Source organism: Thiomonas sp. UBA7699, from assembly GCF_002482605.1.
In the GTDB taxonomy this organism is placed as follows: Bacteria; Pseudomonadota; Gammaproteobacteria; order Burkholderiales; family Burkholderiaceae_C; genus Thiomonas; species Thiomonas arsenitoxydans.
On the sequence record NZ_DLGH01000038.1, the window covers coordinates 30244 to 50243 of the forward strand.

The following is a 20000-nucleotide window of genomic DNA, read 5'->3' on the forward strand; positions in this document are numbered from 1 at the left end:
CCATGCTTGCCCCGTCCGATCGCTGGCAATTCTGGATCGACCGTGGCGGCACGTTCACCGACATCGTTGCGCGTCGGCCCGACGGGGCGTTGGTGGCGCACAAGCTGCTGTCGGAAAACCCGGAGCAGTACCGCGATGCGGCGGTGGCGGGCATACGCCAACTGCTGGGGTTGCAGCAGGGGGCTTTGATCACGCCGGGGCAGGTGGAGAGCGTGCGCATGGGCACGACGGTGGCGACCAATGCGCTGCTGGAGCGCAAGGGCGAGCCGCTGGTACTGGTGAGCACGCGCGGCTTTCGCAACGCGCTGCGCATTGCGTACCAAAACCGTCCCAGACTATTTGACCGCCGCATCGTGTTGCCCGAGCTGCTTTACAGCCGGGTGATCGAGGCGCAGGAGCGCGTGGGCGCAGATGGCGCGTTGTTGCAGCCGCTCGATGCCGAGGCCTTGCGACGCGATCTGCAAGATGCCTTTGACGCCGGGCTGCGCGCGGCGGCGATTGTGTTCATGCACGGCTGGCGTGAGGCGACGCATGAGCGTGCGGCGGCGCGCATCGCTCGCGAGGTCGGCTTCACGCAGGTGAGTACCTCGCATGAAACCAGCCCGCTGATGAAGTTTGTCTCGCGGGGCGACACCACGGTGGTCGACGCCTATCTCTCGCCCATTCTGCGGCGCTATGTCGATCAGGTGGCCGCCGAGATGCCGGGGGTGCGGCTGCTGTTCATGCAGTCCAGCGGCGGGCTGACCGAGGCGCACGCTTTTCATGGGAAGGACGCGATTCTGTCTGGCCCGGCAGGCGGCATCGTCGGCATGGCGCGCACGGCGCAGCAGGCGGGTCATGCCAAGGTCATCGGCTTCGACATGGGGGGCACCTCGACCGACGTGTCGCATTACGCGGGCGAGTTCGAGCGGGTGTTCGATACCCAGGTGGCCGGGGTGCGGGTGCGCGCGCCGATGTTGCATATTCATACCGTGGCGGCCGGGGGCAGTTCCATTCTGCATTTCGATGGCGCGCGTCTGCGCGTGGGGCCCGACTCGGCTGGCGCCAACCCTGGCCCGGCCAGCTATCGTCGCGGTGGGCCGCTGACCATCACCGATGCGAATGTGATGCTCGGCCGCATTCGCCCCGAGCACTTTCCATCTGTGTTCGGACCGCAGGCCGACGCCCTGCTGGACGCCGACGGGGTGCGCGAGCGCTTTACCGAACTGGCCGCGCGCATCGCCCGCGACACCGGCCAGCAACAAACCCCGGAGGATGTGGCCGAGGGCTATCTGGCCGTTGCGGTGCAGGCCATGGCCGGGGCGATCAAGCGTATTTCGCTGGCGCGCGGCTATGACGTGGCGCCCTACACCCTGCAATGTTTTGGCGGCGCCGGGGCGCAGCACGCCTGCAGCGTGGCCGATGCGCTGGGCATGGAGCGGGTGTTCATCCATCGCTTCGCCGGAGTGCTCTCCGCCTACGGCATGGGGCTGGCCGAGCAGACCGCCATGCAGCAGCGCAGTGTGGAAGCGCCGCTGCACGACGACCTGCTGCCGCGCCTGCACGCTTTGCGCGACACGCTGGCGGCGCAGGCGCGGCAAGAGCTGCAAGCGCAGGGCGTGGACGCGGGCAGCATCCGTCTGCGGGTCAGCGTGCTGTTGCGCTATGCGGGCAGCGATAGCGCGCTGCCGGTGGCGCTGGCCGATGCGGGGGCGATGCGGGCCGAATTCGAGCGCATCTATCTGCAGCGCTATGCCCACCACATGCCCGAACGCGGCCTGGTGGTCGAGGCGTTGTCGGTGGAGGCCGCTGGAGGCGGCGCACCACTGCACCACGAGGCGCTGCAGACGGAAGTGACGGGCGTCATGCCGCCGCACGCCCGGCTACCCGTGTTCATTGGCGGCCGCTGGCAAGACACCGTGCTGGTGCGGCGCCCCGAGTGCCAGCCGGGCCAGCATGTCGATGGCCCCGCGTTGCTCGCAGATGCCCATACCACGGTGTTCGTTGCCCCCGCCTGGCGCGCCCGCATCACCGCGGCCGGTCATGTGGAATTGCACCGGCAGGCCACCCAGACCCGCGCGCGCGATGACGACACTGCGGTCAACCCGGTGCGGCTGGAGCTGTTCAACAACCAGTTCATGCACATCGCCGAGCAGATGGGGGTGCAACTGCAAAACACCGCCGTGTCGGTCAACATCAAGGAGCGGCTCGACTTCTCTTGCGCGCTGTTCGACGCGCAGGGCCAGCTCATCGCCAATGCGCCGCATGTGCCGGTGCATCTCGGGTCGATGGGCGAGAGCATCCAGACGGTCATTCGCGAAAACCGCGCCGCCATGCGGCCCGGCGATGTGTTCATGCTCAACGATCCCTATCACGGCGGCACGCATCTGCCTGATGTCACCGTGGTCACGCCGGTGTTCGACGCCGCAGGGCGCGAGGTGCTGTTCTTTGTGGGTTCGCGCGGCCACCATGCCGACATCGGCGGCATCACGCCGGGCTCCATGCCGCCGTTCTCGTGCAGCATTCTGGAAGAAGGCGTGGTGATCGACAACTTCAAGCTGGTGGACGCAGGCCGCCTGCGCGAAGCCGAGGTGCTGGAGCTGCTGTCTGGCGGACGCTGGCCAGCGCGCAACCCGCAGCAGAACCTGGCCGACCTCAAGGCGCAGATCGCGGCCAACCAGACCGGCGCGCACGAATTGCGCAAACTCGTGGCCGACTATGGTCTGAACGTGGTGCGCGCCTATATGCAGCATGTGCAGGACAACGCCGAGGCCGCGGTGCGCCGGGTGATCGGCGCGCTGCACGACGGCGCGTTCAGCCTGGAGCTCGATAGCGGCGCACGCATCTGCGTGAGCATCCGCGTCAACCGCGAGCGGCGCGAAGCCGAGATCGACTTCACCGGCACCTCGCCGCAACAGCCCGACAACTTCAACGCGCCCAAGGCCGTTACCGTGGCGGCGGTGCTGTACGTGTTTCGCTGCCTGGTGGACGACGACATTCCGCTCAACGCCGGTTGCCTCAAGCCCCTGCATCTCATCGTGCCCGAGGGCTCGATGCTGGCGCCGCGCGCGCCCGCCGCTGTGGTGGCGGGCAATGTGGAGGTCAGCATGTGCGTGACCAACGCGCTGTTCGGCGCACTGGGCGTGCAGGCCGCGAGCCAGTGCACCATGAACAACTTCACCTTCGGCAACGCGCAGCATCAGTATTACGAGACCCTCGCGGGCGGCTCCGGCGCGGGAGGCGTGTTCGATGCCCAGGGCCAGCAGACCGGCGGCTTCGACGGGGCTTCCGTGGTGCAGACCCATATGACCAACTCCCGCCTGACCGATCCCGAAGTGCTGGAATGGCGCTATCCCGTCCGGCTGGAGAGCTTCGCCATCCGCTCCGGTTCGGGCGGCGCCGGGCGCTGGCGCGGCGGCGACGGCGGGGTGCGGCGCATCCGCTTTTTAGAGCCGATGACCGCGGGCATTCTCTCCAATGGCCGCCGCGTGCCCGCCTTCGGCATGGCGGGCGGCGCCCCTGGCGCCGTGGGCGTCAACCAGATCGAGCGTGCGGACGGCCGCATCGAGCCGCTGCCCGCTTGCGCCAGCGCAGAAATGCAGCCGGGAGATGTGTTCGTCATCCAAACGCCCGGCGGCGGCGGTTATGGTTGAGGGCATCGCAAAGAGGAAACCGCATGACCCCCGTTCAAGCCGACATGCCGCCCATCGTTACTCTCACGCTCAACCCCTGCGTGGACGTGAGCTACGACATCCCGCAACTGATCGAAGACCAGAAAGTCCACGCCACCGCCACGCGGCTTGATCCCGGCGGCAACGGTATCAACGTGGCGCGCGCGCTCAAGCGGCTGCGCATTCCGGCATGGGCTTGCGCCACCGTGGCGGGCGAAATCGGCATGCTGTTCGAGCGACTGACCTCCGGGCAGATCGACCATCCTCATCTGGTGCGCATCGACGGCGAAACCCGTATCAACACCACCTTGCAGCAGCGCCAGCCGCGTGCCCAGTTCGAGGTCAGCGCCACCGGACCGGTGATCGACGCCGCGACACTGGACCGCATCAGCGCCGAAGTGCTCGAACTCGCCCGCAATGGCTACGCTGTGCTCACCGGCTCGCGTTCTCCTGGCGTTCCGCCCGGCTACTACGCCGAGTTGTGCGCCGCCCTGCGCGCCCAAGGCGCAAAGCCCGTGGTAGACGCGCAGGGCGAGGCGCTGGCGCAGGCCGTGGCCGCCCGGCCCTTTCTCATCAAGCCCAATCGCTTCGAACTCGAACAGCTCGTCGGCCGACCGCTGCCCACGCGGGATGAGGTCATCCGCGAGGCCCGCGTGCTGCACGCGCATGGCGTGGAGTGGGTCTGTGTCTCTCTGGGCGGCGAAGGCGCGGTGCTGGTGGGCGCCGAGACCTATATCGGCCTCGCGCCCGAGGTGGCGGTGGTGTCCACCGTCGGCGCGGGCGATTCGATGGTCGGCGGTTTGGTCGCCGCCCTCTCACGCCATGCAACCCCCGCCGATGCCCTGCGTCTCGCCTTGGCCTGCGGCAGCGGCACTTCTCAGCAGCCGGGCACCGAATTGTTCGATCCGGCCGCTTTGCCCGGCTTGCAGGCGCAGGTCAAAGTTCAGCTTATCGCTTGATGGCCCGCCAGCCGATGTCGCGGCGGCATTGCATGCCGTCGAAGTGAATCGTGTGGATGGCCTCGTACGCCCGTTGCTGCGCGATGCGCGGTGAATCGCCCAGCGCGGTGACGGCCAGCACCCGGCCGCCTGAGGTGCGCAGCACGCCCTGCGCGTCGAGCGTGGTACCGGCATGGAAGGTGATGCAGTCGGCGGTCTCGGGCGGAATGCCGGTGATGGCGTCGCCCTTGCGCGGGTTTTCAGGGTAGCCATGTGCGGCGAGCACCACGCCCAGGGCGGTGCGGCGGTCCCACTCCAGTTCCACCTGATCGAGCTGCCCGGCGATGGCCTTCTCGAACACCACCGAAAGATCGCTTTTGAGGCGGGCCATGATGGGCTGGGTTTCCGGGTCGCCCATGCGGCAGTTGAATTCCAGCGTCTTTGCGCGGCCCTGGGCGTCGATCATCAGCCCGGCATAGAGAAAGCCGGTGAACGGAATGCCGTCGGCCGCCATGCCCTTGACGGTGGGCAGGATGATTTCGCGCATCACCCGGGCGTGCACTTCGGGCGTGACCACGGGCGCTGGTGAATAAGCGCCCATGCCGCCGGTGTTGGGGCCGTTGTCGCCATCGAGCAGGCGTTTGTGATCCTGGCTGGAGGCCAGCGCGAGCACATGCAGGCCGTCGACCATGACGATGAAACTGGCTTCCTCGCCCTGCAAAAACTCTTCGATGACCACGCGTGCGCGGCCCGCGTTGTGCTGCACGCCGTAGCGGTTGGCCTGCAGCATGTCGTCGATGGCGGCATGGGCTTCGTCGGCCGTCTGCGCCACCACCACGCCCTTGCCCGCGGCCAGGCCATCGGCCTTGACGACGATGGGCGCGCCGTGCTCGTCCACATAGGCATGGGCTGCCGCAGCATCTTCAAAAGTGGCATAGGCGGCGGTAGGAATGTGGTGCCGCGCCATGAAGTCCTTGGAGAAGGCTTTGGAGCTTTCGAGCTGGGCGGCGGCGCGGGTCGGACCGAAAATTTTCAGGCCGCGGGCACGAAAGCCATCGACGATGCCAGCGGCCAGCGGCGCTTCGGGCCCGACCACGGTGTAGGCGATTTTTTCGCGCACGCAGATCGCGGCCAGCTCTTCGGCGTTGGCCACCTGCAGGTTCTCCAGCCGGGAGTCGAGCGCGGTGCCGCCGTTGCCGGGAGAGACATAGACCTTCTGTACCCGCGGCGCCTGCGCCAGCTTCCAGGCGATGGCGTGTTCACGTCCGCCGGAGCCGATGACGAGGAGTTTCATGGTGAATGCGGTGGTTTAGGCGAAGGCGGCGTTGTGATAGACCTCTTGCACATCGTCGAGGTCTTCCAGGGCGTCGATGAGTTTTTGCATCTTTTCGGCGTCGTCGCCCGCCAGCTCGACCGTGTTGTCGGCGCGCATGGTGATGACGGCGAGTTCCGGCTGCAACGCGGCGGCTTCGAGCGCGGCGCGCACCGCCTCGAACTGGGCCGGCGGAGTGAGCACTTCGATCGCGCCGTCGTCATCCGTGATCACGTCGTCCGCTCCAGCCTCCAGCGCCACTTCCATCACCTTGTCTTCCGAAGTGCCCGGCGCGAACACGAGCTGGCCGCAATGCCTGAACTGGAAGGCCACCGAGCCCTCGGTGCCCAGATTGCCGCCGTTCTTGGACAGCGCATGGCGCACTTCGGCCACGGTGCGCACGCGGTTGTCGGTCAGGCAGTCGATGATGATCGCCGCGCCGCCCACGCCATAGCCTTCGTAGCGAATTTCTTCGTAATGCACGCCTTCGAGCGCGCCGGTGGCCTTGTCGATGTTTTTCTTCACCGTATCGGCGGGCATATTCGCCGCCTTGGCCTTGTCAACCGCCAGGCGCAGGCGGGGATTGGCGTTGGGGTCGCCGCCGCCCAGACGGGCCGCGGCCGAGATTTCACGAATGATCTTGGTCCAGACCTTGCCGCGTTTTTCGTCCTGACGGCCTTTGCGGTGCTGGATATTGGCCCATTTGGAATGTCCGGCCATGGTGGTGCGATGCTCCTGATGGAAGCCCTGCGGCAGGGTGACAGCATGCAGCGAGGGCGTTGATAGACTGCGAATTCTACTTTCGCGCCGTGCGCCCGATTCCCGCCCGACCCCCTTCACACCCAGGCTACCGCCATGTCCGACCCCATCCTCGTCGCCCAGCACGGCAAGGTGCAATGCCACTTGTTGCCGCGCCTGTCCAATCGCCACGGCCTCATCACCGGCGCTACCGGCACCGGAAAGACCGTGAGTCTTCAAGTGCTGGCCGAGGCGTTCTCGCGCATCGGCACGCCGGTGTTCATGGCCGATGTGAAGGGCGACCTGACCGGAATTTCACAAGCGGGCAGTCTGAGCCCCAAACTGGCTGAGCGGCTCAAGACCCTCGGCCTGCCCGAGCCGACTTTCGGCGCCAGCCCGGTGACGCTGTGGGACGTGTTCGGCGAACAGGGCCATCCCATCCGCGCCACCATTTCCGACATGGGGCCGCTGTTGCTGGCGCGGCTGCTGCAGCTCAACGAGACGCAGACCGGCGTGCTCAACCTCGTGTTCAAAATCGCCGACGACAACGGCCTGCTGCTGCTCGACATGAAGGATCTGCGCGCCATGCTGCAGGAGGTGGGCGACAACGCGGCGAGCTTCACCACCGAGTACGGCAACATCAGCGCGGCCAGCGTGGGGGCCATTCAGCGCGGGTTGCTACAGCTTGAAACCCAGGGCGCCGATAAGTTCTTCGGCGAACCCATGCTCAACATCGACGACCTGATGCAGACCGACGGCAATGGGCGCGGCATGGTCAACATCCTCGCCGCCGACAAGCTCTATCAGGCACCGCGTCTGTATGCGACTTTTCTGCTGTGGCTGTTGTCCGAGCTGTTCGAGCGCCTGCCCGAAATTGGCGACCCCGATCAGCCCAAGCTGGTGTTCTTTTTCGACGAGGCGCATCTGCTGTTCAACGATGCGCCCAAGCCGCTGCTGGAAAAAATCGAGCAGGTCGTGCGGCTCATTCGCTCCAAGGGCGTGGGCGTGTTCTTCGTCTCGCAGAATCCGCTGGACATTCCCGACACCGTGCTCGGCCAGCTGGGCAACCGCATCCAGCACGCGCTGCGCGCGTTTACCCCGCGTGACCAGAAGGCGGTGAAAACCGCGGCCGACACCATGCGTCCCAACCCGGGTCTGGACGTGGCCCAGGCCATCACCGAACTCGCGGTGGGCGAGGCGCTGGTGTCGCGGCTCGATGAAAAGGGTCGCCCCACACCGACCGAGCGGGTGTGGATGCTGGCGCCCGGCAGCCGCATCGGGCCGATCAGCCCCGAGGAACGCAAGGCGCTGATGCAGGGCTCGCTGGTGGCGGGGGTGTATGAAAAAACGGTAGACCGCGAATCGGCCTACGAACTGCTCAAAGGTCGTGTGGAAACCGCGCCAGAAGCCGCCGCGCCCGCGCCAACTGCCGGAGCGCCAAACGGAGCGCCAACCGGTTCAGGCGGCGGTCTGCTCGATTCGCTGGGGCAGGGCCTGGGCGGTCTGGCGAGAGGTTCGGGCCGCAAGGATTCCATGCTCGAAACCCTGGCCAAGTCGGCTGCGCGCAGCATCGGCAGTACCGTGGGCCGAGAAATCATCCGCGGCGTGCTGGGCAGCCTGCTGGGGAGCAGCAAGCGCCGCTGATTACTCTACGCTCAGCGGCGATCCCAATCGCCGCGGTCGTGGTCGCGATGGCCCCAGCCGTGTCCGCGGTCATGCCGCCAATGATCGCGGTCCCAGCGGCGCACCGGAGCGCCGTAGTCGTAGTAGTAGGGCGGCGCGACTGCCACTGGGGTGTAAACCTGACCATAGCCGTAGTACACCGGGCGCGGCGGGGGCGGAGGTGGGGCGAAATAGACCGGCGGCATGGGCGGCGGCGGTGCATACACCACCGGCGGCGCCTGATACACCGGGTAAGCATTCGAAAAATTGGTCACCACCCCGGGAACGCCGACGTTGACCGACCAAAACACCCGGTCAGCATGCGCCGCCGGTGCGGCAATGAGTGCGGCGCTGCCCGCAAGGGCCAGAACGATGTGACGGAACATGATGGAAACCTCCTGAACATCTTGTGGTTGGTGCTTGAGTAACGAGAGCCATTCCGGCTTGCCGACAGCGCGTGTGAAGTTTTTTCCCGCGCATCAATCGGGGCAGATTTTTGGCTTTCAGCCCGGCGCAGGACAGGGCAGCCTGTTTGCACTGCAACACAGCCGCGTCCTGCCTTTTCCAGACCTGTTCAAATAGCGGGGCTATGGAAACTGTTGACAAACCTTCGAACTTCCTGCGTCAGATTATCGAGCGCGATCTGGCGCAAGGCACTTATGCAAACCGGCGCTTTGCCGGTCATCCGGCCGACGCTGCCGGACATGCTGCGGGCCCGCTCGATCCGGCGCGCATCCGCACCCGCTTTCCGCCCGAGCCCAACGGCTATCTGCACATCGGCCACGCCAAGAGCATCTGCCTGAACTTCGGTCTGGCGCAGGATTTCGGCGGGGTCTGCCATTTGCGTTTCGACGACACCAATCCCGAAAAAGAAGACCAGGAATACGTCGATGCCATTCTCGATGCGGTGCATTGGCTGGGCTTCGACTGGAATGCGGGCGGTGTCTCGCATCTGTTCTATGCCAGCGACGACTTCGACTTCATGTACCGTTGCGCCTGCGCGCTGATCGAACACGGTCTGGCTTACGTGGATGAGCAGAACGCCGACGACATGCGCCGCAACCGTGGCACGCTCACCGAGCCGGGTGTGGACAGCCCCTGGCGCAACCGTACGCCCGAGGAAAACCTGCGGCGTTTCGAGGAAATGCGCGCGGGCCAGCACCCGGAAGGCAGCATGGTGTTGCGCGCAAAGATCGACATGGCCGCGCCCAATATCAATCTGCGCGATCCGGCGATTTACCGCATCCGCTTCGCGCACCATCACCGCACGGGCGACACCTGGTGCATTTACCCGATGTACACCTTCGCGCATCCGATCGAAGACGCGATGGAATGCATCAGCCACAGCCTGTGCACCCTGGAGTTCGAGGATCAACGGCCGTTCTACGACTGGCTGCTCGATCATCTCGTGCGGCTGGGCCTGGTCGCCAGCCCACGGCCGCACCAGTACGAGTTCGCTCGGCTCAACCTCACCTATGTGGTGACGAGCAAGCGCAAGCTCGCGCAACTCGTGGCCGAGCGCCACGTGGACGGTTGGGACGACCCGCGCATGCCCACGCTGGTGGGCTTGCGCCGACGCGGCTACACGCCTGAGAGCCTGCGCCTGTTCACCGATCGCATCGGCGTGAGCAAGGCCGATTCCTGGATCGACTACAGCGTGCTCGAACAGGCTTTGCGCGACGATCTCGATGCGCGCGCCCCGCGTGCGATGGCTGTGCTCGATCCCCTCAAGCTCGAACTCACCAACTGGGCCGAGGTGTTCGGCAACGCGGCGCACGCCGAGCCCTGCAGCGCGCCTATCCATCCCGGCCACCCCGAGATGGGACGGCGGCAGTTCGACCTCACCGCGCAGGTCTGGATCGAGCGTGAAGACTTCATGGAGGTTCCGCCCAAGGGCTATCACCGCCTCACGCCCGGTGGCCTCGCGCGGCTGAAATACGGCTACGTGATTCGTTGCGCCGGCTGTGAAAAAGATGCCGATGGGCGGGTCACCAAGGTGCTGGCCGAACTGTTGCCCGACACCAAAAGCGGCACGCCGGGGGCGGACGCGGTGAAGGTCAAAGGCGTGATTACCTGGGTGAGCGCCAGTCTGGGCGTGGCCGCGCAGGTGCGGCTGTTCGACCGCCTGTTCACCGAGGCGCATCCCGACGCGGGGGGCCGCGATTTTCTCGCTGTGCTCAATCCGCAAAGCAAGCAAACAGTGCAGGCCTATATCGAGCCCGCGCTGGCCATAGCTCCTGCCGGGGCTTCGTTCCAGTTCGAGCGGCACGGCTATTTTGTCGCCGACCGGGTCGATCATTCCGCGGCGCAGCCGGTGTTCAACCGCACGACGACGCTCAGAGACAGCTGGGGCATGTGATGATGCAGGCGCCCGATGACACCCTGAGTTTTGGCGCGCCCATGCCCGCGGGCAGCAGCGCGCTGGCGCGCTTGCAGCAGCAAGGTTTTTGTGTGCTGGGCGCCGCCGATCTGGCCGCCATGGCAGGTTATGACCTGGCGAGCTGTGCGCCGGCCCTCGGCTTGTGGAACGACCTGCCGCCCGACGATTACCTCAAAGACGGCGGGCACTATCGCTTCCGGCGTCATGGCAGCTTCATTCAGACCCGGCAGCCGGCCGCAGGGCAGGCGGAGCTTCAGACCGCGCCGCACCGGGCGCATTGGCAGCCGACCTCTTACAACGCGCTGCATGGCGGCATGTTGCGCTGGTTCGCACCCTTGACCGACGAGCTGCAGCGGGCCGTGTTCTGGCAGCCCTTGCTGCTCGGTCTGGGGCGGCTGTTCGCACAGGTGCGCCCGGCGCCGCAATGGTTCATCGAAGCGCACCAGTTCCGCATCGATACCCGCGAAGGTGTGGGCCGCCCGACGCCGGAAGGGGCGCACCGCGACGGCGTGGATTTTGTGGCCGTGGTGCTGATCTCGCGGCACGACATTCGCGGTGGCGAAACCCGGGTGTTCGAACTCGCCGGGCAACGCGGCGTGCGCTTCACCCTGGCCGAGCCCTGCAGCGTGCTGCTGATGGACGACACTCGCGTGATTCACGAGAGCACCCCCGTCCTGCCCGCAGGCGAAACCAGAGGTGGCTGGCGCGATACCCTGGTGCTGACTTATCGCGCGGGGGGCTTCCTCGATCCGCAGACCTGAGTTTGGGACTGCAAAAAAGTGCGACATGTCGCCGCTATCAGACGGTCGTCTGTCGCGAGTTTGATTTCAATCAATATGAAGCTCAAGCTCGCGAACTAGAGCAGACTTGAAACACAATTAGTTACATAATCTGTCCATTGTGTCCGGCAAGTCGTCAGGACGCGATTTTCTGGAGAGATGCTCATGCGTCATTTGACCCGTCACTTGCCACCCTTGATGGCTGCGCTGGCCGTTGCAGCCGCGCCGGTTTCCGCTCTTGCGCAACAGGCCGCAAGCCCCGAACAGATGCAGGCCACTCGCGCCGTCACCGGCGAGCTGCTCAAAACCCTGAGCGGCAAGCTGCAGGCCAGCATGAAGGAAAACGGCCCGGCGGGTTCGATCACGGTTTGCAAAACCATCGCCCCCGAAATTGCCATGGGTCTGGCCGACAAGACCGGTTGGAAGATCACCCGCGTGGGCACCCGAGTGCGCAATATCGACATGGGCACACCCAACGTCTGGCAGCACAAGGCGCTGGGCCACCTGAACGCCGATCTGAAATCGGGCGCCAAGCCCGAAACCCTGGAATGGAGCGAAGTGGTGACTGAGAACGGCAAGCCCACCCTGCATTACGCCAAGGCCATCGTGCTGCAGACGCAATGCCTGGCTTGCCACGGCACCACCGCGCAACTCGCACCCGGCGTGGCCGACAAACTCAAGACCGACTACCCGCACGATGCGGCCACTGGCTACGCGCCGGGGCAGCTGCGCGGCGCCGTAGTCATCAGCCGCCCGCTGTAATCAACCGCAGAAGCAGGGCACAACGGCACAACGCCTGCCCGCGCCTCACCAGCGCAGGTAGGCGTTTTTGTTTCCGGTCTGCATCTCGATTTTGCGTTCCTGCTGTTTGTGCAGCCCGACGATGGTGTACCGACCCGCAGGCGCTTTGAGATAGCACAAAGGGCCGCCAGCGGTGAACTGGGCCACGGTCTTGCCGTGCTGCATGACGTGGATCGGCACATCAGCCAGATAGGCCCCTTGCGGCCCTTCCACCATCCAGAAGCCGAGATTGAATTCGGGCGCTCGCGCCTGCAGCGCTTTCAGGCTGCCTTGGCCCACGCCGCCGCAGAGGTAAGAGATATCTCCGGCGTGGTGAACCTCCGCAGCCTGGCTCAGAGTGGGGCTGAGCAAGCCAGCCGCCGACACGCCCATTAAAGCGCCGATCAGTGCGCCCCGGCGCAGGGCTTGATACGCGATGGACATGATGATGATCCTTTCAAGACTTGCGTGAACACGCCCTGAAATAGACCTTGCCCGGCGGGCCGGGTTCGCCCGTGGGCGGCAGCCCTTCAGCCTCGTTTCATTTTTCTGCGGCCATGAAAAAACCCCGCCGGGGCGGGGTTTGGCCCGGGGTTTGACCGAAACGCCGTCAGGCGGCTGCGGGTTTGGTCGGCACTGCCTTGGGTTGATGCAGATTGGGTAGAAACACGGCCAAGAGTCCGATAAGCGGCAGGAAGGAGCAGATTTTGTACACCGCGTCGATGCCCCACATATCGGCCAACTGACCCAGCACGGCTGCACCGATACCGCCCAGGCCAAACGCCAAGCCGAAGAACAGCCCGGCCACGGTGCCGACCTTGCCGGGAATGAGCTCCTGCGCATAGACCACCATCGACGGAAATGCCGAGGCCAGCATGAAGCCGATGATGGCGCTGAGCACGGCCGACATTTCCAGACTGGCGTAGGGCAGCATCAGGGTGAAGGGCGCTACGCCGAGGATGGACACCCAGATCACCGCCTTGCGGCCGACCCGGTCGCCGATCGGGCCGCCCATCAGCGTTCCCGCCGCGACCGAGGCGAGGAAGACAAACAGGTGGTACTGCCCAATTTCCGTGCTGACGTGGAATTTGTGCATCAGATAAAAAATGAGATAACTGTTGATGCTGGCCAAATAGAAGAACTTGGAGAAGATTAGCGCCAGCAGCACCGCCAGCGTGCGGCGTACCAGATACGGCGGAACCGGTGAATGCTTGATGGCGGTGGCCTTCTTCGGCAGGCGGTGCTGGTGGCTGTACCAGCGACCCACGCCGATGAGCACGACGATGGCCAGCAGGGCGGCCAGCGAAAACCAGGCCACGCTCTTTTGCCCATGCGGCAGCACGATCCACGCGGCCAGCAGCGGCCCGGTGGCGGTGCCCGCATTGCCCCCCACCTGGAAGATGGACTGCGCCAGACCGTGGCGTCCGCCCGAGGCCATGCGGGCCACGCGCGACGACTCCGGGTGGAAGATCGAGGAGCCGGTGCCCACCATGGCCGCGGCCAGCAGCAGGATGGGGAAGGTCGGCGCCACCGACAGCGTGAGCAGCCCGGCCAGGGTGCAGCCCATGCCCACCGCCAGCGAGTAGGGCTTGGGATATTTGTCGGTGTAGTAGCCCACCAGCGGCTGCAGCAGCGAGGCGGTGAATTGATAGGTGAGGGTGATCAGACCGATCTGGGCGAAATTCAGATGGAAATCGGTTTTGAACAACGGATAGATCGCCAGAATCAACGACTGGATCATGTCGTTGAGGAAATGCGAAAAGCTGATCGCGCCGAGGATGCGAAAGCGGGTCTGCTCCGCCGGGGCGTTGTCAGCCGGGGCGAGTGCAGCGGTGGTGGGGGTGGAACTCACGGTCTGGATCTTTGTGGGAGTGCGGGAAAACGCAAAAATAGCCTTAATTTGCGTGAGAGCAAGGATAGTGCGGCAGGGAGATATTTGCACAGGCAGGGAATTTTCCAGGAGCCTGTCGGGTGCGCGAATTCAGGGAGCGGCTTAATATTTGCTGCATGGCACAAATCGCAACTGAACGCGCAACCGAGGGCGCAACCGACATCGCCGCTCTGCGACCGCAGAGTCTGGGCGAAGAGATCGCCAACAGCATCAGCCACGGGCTCGGGCTGTTGCTGTCCATTGCTGCGCTGCCCGTGCTCATTGTTCATGCGGTTGAGCACCAGCCGGTGGCCAGCGTGGTGGGGGCGACGATTTTCGGCGCCAGCGCCATCCTGCTCTATCTCGCCTCCACCCTATATCACGCTCTGCCGCAGCCGCGGCTCAAGGCGGTGTTTCAGCGTCTCGACCATGCCGCCATTTACCTGCTGATCGCCGGCACCTACACCCCGTTCACCCTGGGCGTGTTGCGCGGAGGATGGGGGTGGACCTTGTTCGGCGTGGTCTGGGGGCTGGCGGCGATGGGGCTGCTGCTCAAGGCGTTTGCCGGGGTGCGCTTTCCGCACCTGTCCACTGCACTCTATCTGGGCATGGGTTGGGTGGTGCTGATCGCCATCGTGCCGCTAGCCGAGCGCATCGCGCCGATGGGGCTGTTCTGGCTGGTGGCGGGCGGCGTGTCTTACACCCTGGGGGTGGTGTTTTTTGTGTTCGACGAGCGCTGGCGCTACGCGCACTTCGTCTGGCACCTGTTCGTGCTCGCCGGGACCGTTTGTCATTTTTTCGCGGTGCTCTATTACGCTGTCTGAAATGCCGTCGTCATAAAATAGAACGACCGTTCTTTTTTTGTGGCGCCGTGCCTAAAATGCTGCTCAAAACAGCCTGACCGTGGAGACCGCGATGACCCCGCATCAACTCTTGGAAAAATTCGGCCCGCGCGAGGCCATGGATTACGACGTCGTCGTCGTCGGGGCGGGCCCTGGCGGACTGGCTACGGCCATCCATCTCAAACAGTTGGCGCAGCAGGCCGGGCGCGAGATCTCGGTCTGCGTGCTGGAAAAAGGTTCCGAGCCGGGGGCGCACATTTTGTCCGGGGCCATCATGGATCCCGGCGCGCTGACCGAACTGTTCCCCGACTGGAAGGCGATGGGCGCGCCGCTGAATCAGCCAGTCACGGCGGATCAGTTTTTGTTCCTGAGCGACGCCAACGCCAAGCCCGCGCCCGCGGCTTTTCTGCCCGACTGTTTCAAGAACCACGGCAACTACGTCATCAGCCTGGGCAATCTGGTGCGCTGGATGGCGCAGCAGGCTGAAGCGTTGGGCGTGGAGATTTTCCCCGGCTTCGCTGCGGCCGAGGTGCTCTATGACGAGCAGGGCCGTGTTTGCGGCGTGGCCACAGGCAACCAGGGGCTGGGCAGGGACGGCGAGCCGACCGATCATTTCGCGCTGGGCATGGAACTGCGCGCCAAGTACACGGTGTTCGCCGAAGGCTCGCGCGGTCAGCTGGGCCGCGAGTTGATCGCGCATTTCAAGCTCGACGCCGGGCGCGATCCGCAAAGCTACGGCATTGGCATCAAGGAGCTCTGGGAAGTGGCTGCCGACAAACACCAGCCTGGGCTGGTGCTGCACACCGCGGGCTGGCCGCTCGATCCCAAGACTTACGGCGGCGGGTTTCTCTACCACCTCGAAGACCGCAAGGTGGCGATCGGCTTCGTGGTCGGGCTGGATTACACCAATCCGTGGATGAGTCCGTTCGAGGAATTTCAGCAGCTCAAGACCCATCCGGCAATTCGCGGTTTGTTCGACGGCGCCAAGCGTCTGGGCTACGGCGCGCGTGCCATCACGGCCGGCGGGCTGCTGAGCTTGCCCAAGCTGGTGTTTCCCGGCGGCTGTCTGGTGGGGTGCGAAGCGGGGTTTCTCAACGCATCGCGCATCAAGGGCAGTCATGCGGCGATCAAGACCGGCATGCTTGCGGCGCAGGCCATCGCCGATGCGCTGGCTGCAGGGCGCGCGCAAGACGAACTCAGCGCCTATCCCGCGGCGTTCGAGCAGTCGTGGCTGCACGCCGAACTCAAGACCGCGCGCAACTTCAAGCAGTGGTTCAAGAAGGGCCGACTGGTGGGCACGCTGATGACCGGCATCGAGCGCTGGTTTCTGCCGCGCATCGGCATCAAGTCGCCGCCGTGGACGGTGCATCACCATGTGCCCGACCACGCCATGCTCAAACCGGCCGCCGACTGCCCGCGCATCGACTATCCGAAGCCCGACGGCGTGCTCACTTTCGACAGGCTGAGTTCGGTCTATTTGAGCAACACCAATCACGAGGAGAATCAGCCGCCCCATCTGACTCTCAAGGACGTGTCGGTGCCGGTGCAAGTCAACCTCAAGACCTATGCTGGGCCGGAGACCCGCTACTGTCCGGCCGGGGTGTACGAATTCGTCAAGGGCCCGGACGGCTGCGACAAATTGCAGATCAACGCGCAGAACTGCGTGCACTGCAAGACCTGCGACATCAAAGACCCGACGCAGAACATCGTCTGGGTTGCGCCCGAAGGCGGGGGCGGGCCGAACTACGTGGGCATGTAGGGCCTGTCAACGCTGCAGATCGCTACAGGTGCACCCGGGCTCGATCTGCCGACGCAGGGCGCAGCGGCCAGAGGGATCACGCGCGGGATCACGCGCGTTCGCGGGGGTGGCCGCCAAAGTGTGAAGTAATCGACGGGCTCTTCAGACAAGGCGCATTTACACTGCGCCCAACTTAAAAAACCGGCGCAGATCGCACAGTATCGTGCGGGATGCCGGTACGAGATTTTTTGCTGCATGCCTGGTTCCACCCCGCTGTTTTCCCCCGCCCAGACGCTTGCGCCGCAAGGCGCCGCGGCCATGCCGCGCCGACTGCGTCGCGGCTATTGGGGTCTGGTCGGGCTCACCTTGGTTTTCGCGGCCTGGCTGGCCTGGATCAACTGGCAGCGGCAGGACGACACGCTGCGCAGCACTCTACGGGTGGAAACGGCGTTTCTCGCGGACGCCACCTCGGCCTATCTCGATCGCTATGAATCGGTCATGTCCGCGCTGGGCAACGATCTGCTGACGCGTCCTGAATTGCTGGCCGCACCTGATCAGCTCCAGACGTTGTTGCAGCGCTATCGCGCCCTGCTCGGGCCGGATCAGGCCTTGTCGATCAATCTGTCCATGGCCGATGGCCAGATGTTTGCCACGACCCTGCCCGGACAGAGGCACTTGCCCAATTTCCGCAACATGCCCGACATCTGGCCGGGCATCGAGCAGGCAGGGCGCACAGGGGGCCTGGAGGTGGGCAAGGCGGTGTATGGCCCCATGCTGCATCGCTGGGTGATTCCTCTGCGCCTGATCGTGAAAAACGCCGCGGGGCAGCCGCAGTTGCTGATTGCGGTGCCCGTGGAGCTCAATGACTTTCTCGAACGCTGGCGGCGTTCCGTGGCGGCTGCGGAATATGCCATGCCGGGCATGTCGATCGCGCTGATGCGCGCAGATGGCTACCTGCTCGCGCGCTGGCCCGCGCCCAAGACGGACGATTTGCCGCGCTTTTACAGCGCCAAGCGGCAGGGAGAACTGGCCCGTGCCGCGCGGCATGCGCCGGATGGCGCCACCTCCGGCGTGTTCAGCGGCCGGGTGGACTCGGACGACATTCCCCGCCTGGGCGCCTGGGTGCGCCTGCCGCACTACGACGTGCTGGTGAACATGACCGTGCCGCGCGCTTTGATCTGGCGTGATTTCTGGCGCGCCTACTGGCCTGCGCTGACCATTCTGGCGCTGTGGTTGGCGGGGCTCACGCTGGCCTATCGGCTGGTGCGCAAACAGGCCGAGCGCGACAGCGCGCAACTGCGCGATCGGTCCGAAATCATGTACCGCCTGGCCAATCAGGACAGCCTCACCGGGCTGCTCAACCGCCGCGGCATGGGTGAATACCTGCAGCGCGCCCATGATCGCGCTAGAGACCATGGCATCGGCTACGCGCTGGTGCTGTTCGACCTCGATCACTTCAAGCTGATCAACGACGGCTTCGGCCACGCCGCGGGCGACGCCGTGCTGCAGCAGGTCGCGCACCTGCTGCAAACCAGGGTGCGCAAGGAAGACCAGGTGGCGCGCTGGGGCGGCGAGGAATTTCTGGTGCTGCTGCCCGATTCGTCGCTCGAGACCGCGCACGCCACGGCGGAGAAGCTGCGCGAGCTGATCTCGCATACCCGCATGTCCGTGGGCGGCGCGGAATTGCGGCTGACGGCGAGTTTCGGCGTATCCGCTTGGGAGCCCGGCGGCCCGCTCACCTCCGCCGAACTGCTGGGGCAGTGCGACTCCGCGCTCTACAACGCCAAGGCCGGCGGGCGCAACCGGGTCAAGCAGTTCGAGGGCAAGTCGGCGCAGGACTATCTGCAGGGCTTCACCCTCAAGCGCGCCATCGAGGACGACCGCATCCGCGTGGCCTATCAGCCGCTGGTATCCCTGGCCGACGGGCAGATCATGGGGTTTGAAGCCCTCGCGCGGCTGGTTGCGGAAAACGGCGATGTGATTGCGGCCGGGCAGTTCATCGACGTAGCCAACCGTCTGCGCCTGGAGCACCGCATCGATTCGCGTGTGTCCAAGCAGGTCATGGCGCGCTGCAGCCAGCGCATGGAGCAGACCGGCACGCCGATGAAGTACATGATCAACTGCTCTGCCGACTTCCTCAGTCGACCGGAAGATGTGCAACAACTGCTCGACCGGGCGCAGCATTTCTGCAGCACTTGCGCGGTGGATATGACCGGCAAGGCCAAGCCCATGGTCATCGAGATCACCGAACGCCAACTCATCGGAGATGCCGAAGCGGTGCGCCAACTGGTGCAGCCGCTGATCGATTTTGGTTTCCAGCTCGCGGTGGACGATTTCGGCAGCGGCTACTCGTCGTATCTCTATGTGCTCAAGCTGCCGGTGAGCTACCTCAAGATCGAGGCCGAGTTGGTGCGCGAAGCCGCGCACAGCGCGCGGGCGCAGGCCATGGTGCGCTCGATCAACAGCATGGCGCACGAGCTGGGCATCCTGACCATCGCCGAAGGCATCGAAGACGAGGCCACCGCCGAAGTCATGCGCCGCATCGGTGTGGACTGGGGACAGGGCTACTACTGGGGACGGCCGGAGATCGAGGCGTAGTCCAGCACGCCGACCGCGCAGTCAGTCGGCAGGGGCGTACTTCGCCGCGAAAGCAGCCAGATCGAGGGAGCGGAAATCGGGCAGGGCGGCATTGAGCTGCGCGTGGCCCCAGTCCCACCACGCGATGCGGCGCAGGGTCTGAGCAATCTCCGGGTCGCAGCGGGTACGCAACACGCGGGCAGGCACACCGACCACAATCGCATAGGGCGGCACATCGTGGGTAACGACTGCGCCGCTGCCGATGGCTGCCCCATCGCCAATGGTGACGCCGGGCATCACGGTGGCGTTGTGACCGATCCAGACATCCGCCCCGATATGCACCGCATGCTGCTTGCGCCATTCAAAAAACGCGACATCGTCTGCGGCATCGAATCCATGCGAGGCGCTGCGATAAGTGAAGTGGTGCTGTGCCGCGCGCCAGGTGGGGTGGTTGCCCGGATTGATGCGCACGCCCGTGGCAATGTTGCAGAACTTGCCGATGTGCGCATGGGAAATCTGGTTGTCTCCCATGGCATAACTGAAATCGCCCAGCGTGCTGTCGATCACGCTGCAGCGCGGGCCAAGATAGGTGTAGTCGCCAAAATCGGAGCCTCGCACCCAGGAGGCGGGATCGATTTCCGGCGAGCGGCTGAGGGGTCTTCCTGAAGACCAGGGATCGGTGTGTGTGCCGCAGTTGATGCGTTGCATGGATGCGTATTTCAGCCCATCGTGGA

General features: G+C 65.1%; 15 protein-coding genes. 9 read left to right on the forward strand and 6 right to left on the reverse strand.

What is annotated here, in order from left to right; genetic code table 11:
* Window positions 1-2: 2 nt before the first annotated feature.
* Both B3H47_RS15210 and B3H47_RS15215 read left to right on the forward strand, forming a co-directional pair.
* The gene (locus B3H47_RS15210; RefSeq protein ID WP_286987892.1) at window positions 3-3632 is read left to right on the forward strand and encodes a hydantoinase B/oxoprolinase family protein; all 3630 of its coding nucleotides are present in this window, start codon (window positions 3-5) and stop codon (window positions 3630-3632) included.
* A 23-nt stretch (window positions 3633-3655) separates the two neighbouring features.
* Window positions 3656-4609, forward strand: coding sequence for a 1-phosphofructokinase family hexose kinase (locus B3H47_RS15215; protein WP_286987893.1), 954 nt, complete (start codon window positions 3656-3658; stop codon window positions 4607-4609).
* Here the strand turns inward: B3H47_RS15215 and purD are convergent.
* Window positions 4599-5882, reverse strand: coding sequence for a phosphoribosylamine--glycine ligase (gene purD / locus B3H47_RS15220; protein WP_286987894.1), 1284 nt, complete (start codon window positions 5880-5882; stop codon window positions 4599-4601). The genes B3H47_RS15215 and purD overlap by 11 nt on opposite strands.
* 15 nt (window positions 5883-5897) lie before the next feature.
* Entirely contained in the window at window positions 5898-6620 is a 723-nt protein-coding gene (locus tag B3H47_RS15225) for a YebC/PmpR family DNA-binding transcriptional regulator (RefSeq protein WP_013105173.1), read from the reverse strand.
* A 135-nt stretch (window positions 6621-6755) separates the two neighbouring features.
* Between B3H47_RS15225 and B3H47_RS15230 the strand changes: the two genes are divergently transcribed.
* Window positions 6756-8282 (forward strand): helicase HerA-like C-terminal domain-containing protein, encoded by a 1527-nt coding sequence (locus B3H47_RS15230; RefSeq protein WP_286987895.1) that lies wholly within the window; start codon window positions 6756-6758, stop codon window positions 8280-8282.
* A gap of 11 nt (window positions 8283-8293) precedes the next feature.
* Here the strand turns inward: B3H47_RS15230 and B3H47_RS15235 are convergent, their stop codons facing one another.
* Window positions 8294-8686, reverse strand: coding sequence for a glutelin (locus B3H47_RS15235; RefSeq protein WP_286987896.1), 393 nt, complete (start codon window positions 8684-8686; stop codon window positions 8294-8296).
* A 203-nt stretch (window positions 8687-8889) separates the two neighbouring features.
* On the opposite strand from B3H47_RS15235, the gene B3H47_RS15240 reads away from it, so the two are divergent.
* The 3 genes from B3H47_RS15240 (at window position 8890) to B3H47_RS15250 (ending at window position 12221) form a co-directional block, all read left to right on the forward strand.
* Entirely contained in the window at window positions 8890-10659 is a 1770-nt protein-coding gene (locus B3H47_RS15240; RefSeq protein ID WP_286987897.1) for a glutamine--tRNA ligase/YqeY domain fusion protein, read from the forward strand.
* A gap of 2 nt (window positions 10660-10661) precedes the next feature.
* Window positions 10662-11441: a 2OG-Fe dioxygenase family protein gene (locus tag B3H47_RS15245; RefSeq protein ID WP_414718248.1), complete on the forward strand. Its 780-nt coding sequence runs from the start codon at window positions 10662-10664 to the stop codon at window positions 11439-11441.
* Window positions 11442-11624: 183 nt separating this feature from the next.
* Entirely contained in the window at window positions 11625-12221 is a 597-nt protein-coding gene (locus tag B3H47_RS15250) for a Tll0287-like domain-containing protein (RefSeq protein WP_276709745.1), read from the forward strand.
* Between the two features lie 45 nt (window positions 12222-12266).
* Here B3H47_RS15250 and B3H47_RS15255 read toward each other — a convergent pair whose 3' ends face one another.
* Window positions 12267-12683, reverse strand: a complete 417-nt coding sequence (locus tag B3H47_RS15255; RefSeq protein WP_286987900.1) for a hypothetical protein — start codon at window positions 12681-12683, stop codon at window positions 12267-12269.
* Window positions 12684-12849: 166 nt separating this feature from the next.
* Complete coding sequence (locus B3H47_RS15260) at window positions 12850-14091, reverse strand: MFS transporter (RefSeq protein WP_414718247.1); 1242 nt, start codon at window positions 14089-14091, stop codon at window positions 12850-12852.
* A 155-nt stretch (window positions 14092-14246) separates the two neighbouring features.
* Between B3H47_RS15260 and trhA the strand changes: the two genes are divergently transcribed.
* The 3 genes from trhA (at window position 14247) to B3H47_RS15275 (ending at window position 19287) form a co-directional block, all read left to right on the forward strand.
* A complete protein-coding gene (gene trhA / locus B3H47_RS15265; protein ID WP_286987901.1) occupies window positions 14247-14933 on the forward strand; it encodes a PAQR family membrane homeostasis protein TrhA in 687 nt (228 codons plus the stop codon).
* 91 nt (window positions 14934-15024) lie between these two features.
* Window positions 15025-16710, forward strand: coding sequence for an electron transfer flavoprotein-ubiquinone oxidoreductase (locus tag B3H47_RS15270; RefSeq protein WP_013105182.1), 1686 nt, complete (start codon window positions 15025-15027; stop codon window positions 16708-16710).
* 234 nt (window positions 16711-16944) lie between these two features.
* A complete protein-coding gene (locus B3H47_RS15275; RefSeq protein ID WP_286987902.1) occupies window positions 16945-19287 on the forward strand; it encodes a putative bifunctional diguanylate cyclase/phosphodiesterase in 2343 nt (780 codons plus the stop codon).
* Window positions 19288-19308: 21 nt separating this feature from the next.
* On the opposite strand, the gene B3H47_RS15280 is transcribed toward B3H47_RS15275, so the two are convergent.
* Complete coding sequence (locus B3H47_RS15280; RefSeq protein ID WP_286987908.1) at window positions 19309-19974, reverse strand: DapH/DapD/GlmU-related protein; 666 nt, start codon at window positions 19972-19974, stop codon at window positions 19309-19311.
* Window positions 19975-20000: the final 26 nt, after the last annotated feature.

Bases quoted from the DNA above. Each gene is read 5' to 3' on its own strand.
- B3H47_RS15225 (WP_013105173.1), bottom strand. From the start codon at position 6,620: ATGGCCGGACATTCCAAATGGGCCAATATCCAGCACCGCAAAGGCCGT.
- B3H47_RS15250 (WP_276709745.1), top strand. From the start codon at position 11,625: ATGCGTCATTTGACCCGTCACTTGCCACCCTTGATGGCTGCGCTGGCC.
- B3H47_RS15270 (WP_013105182.1), top strand. From the start codon at position 15,025: ATGACCCCGCATCAACTCTTGGAAAAATTCGGCCCGCGCGAGGCCATG.
- B3H47_RS15280 (WP_286987908.1), bottom strand. From the start codon at position 19,974: ATGCAACGCATCAACTGCGGCACACACACCGATCCCTGGTCTTCAGGA.
- B3H47_RS15275 (WP_286987902.1), top strand. From the start codon at position 16,945: ATGCCTGGTTCCACCCCGCTGTTTTCCCCCGCCCAGACGCTTGCGCCG.
- trhA (WP_286987901.1), top strand. From the start codon at position 14,247: ATGGCACAAATCGCAACTGAACGCGCAACCGAGGGCGCAACCGACATC.
- purD (WP_286987894.1), bottom strand. From the start codon at position 5,882: ATGAAACTCCTCGTCATCGGCTCCGGCGGACGTGAACACGCCATCGCC.
- B3H47_RS15210 (WP_286987892.1), top strand. From the start codon at position 3: ATGCTTGCCCCGTCCGATCGCTGGCAATTCTGGATCGACCGTGGCGGC.
- B3H47_RS15230 (WP_286987895.1), top strand. From the start codon at position 6,756: ATGTCCGACCCCATCCTCGTCGCCCAGCACGGCAAGGTGCAATGCCAC.
- B3H47_RS15235 (WP_286987896.1), bottom strand. From the start codon at position 8,686: ATGTTCCGTCACATCGTTCTGGCCCTTGCGGGCAGCGCCGCACTCATT.
- B3H47_RS15240 (WP_286987897.1), top strand. From the start codon at position 8,890: ATGGAAACTGTTGACAAACCTTCGAACTTCCTGCGTCAGATTATCGAG.
- B3H47_RS15255 (WP_286987900.1), bottom strand. From the start codon at position 12,683: ATGTCCATCGCGTATCAAGCCCTGCGCCGGGGCGCACTGATCGGCGCT.
- B3H47_RS15215 (WP_286987893.1), top strand. From the start codon at position 3,656: ATGACCCCCGTTCAAGCCGACATGCCGCCCATCGTTACTCTCACGCTC.
- B3H47_RS15245 (WP_414718248.1), top strand. From the start codon at position 10,662: ATGCAGGCGCCCGATGACACCCTGAGTTTTGGCGCGCCCATGCCCGCG.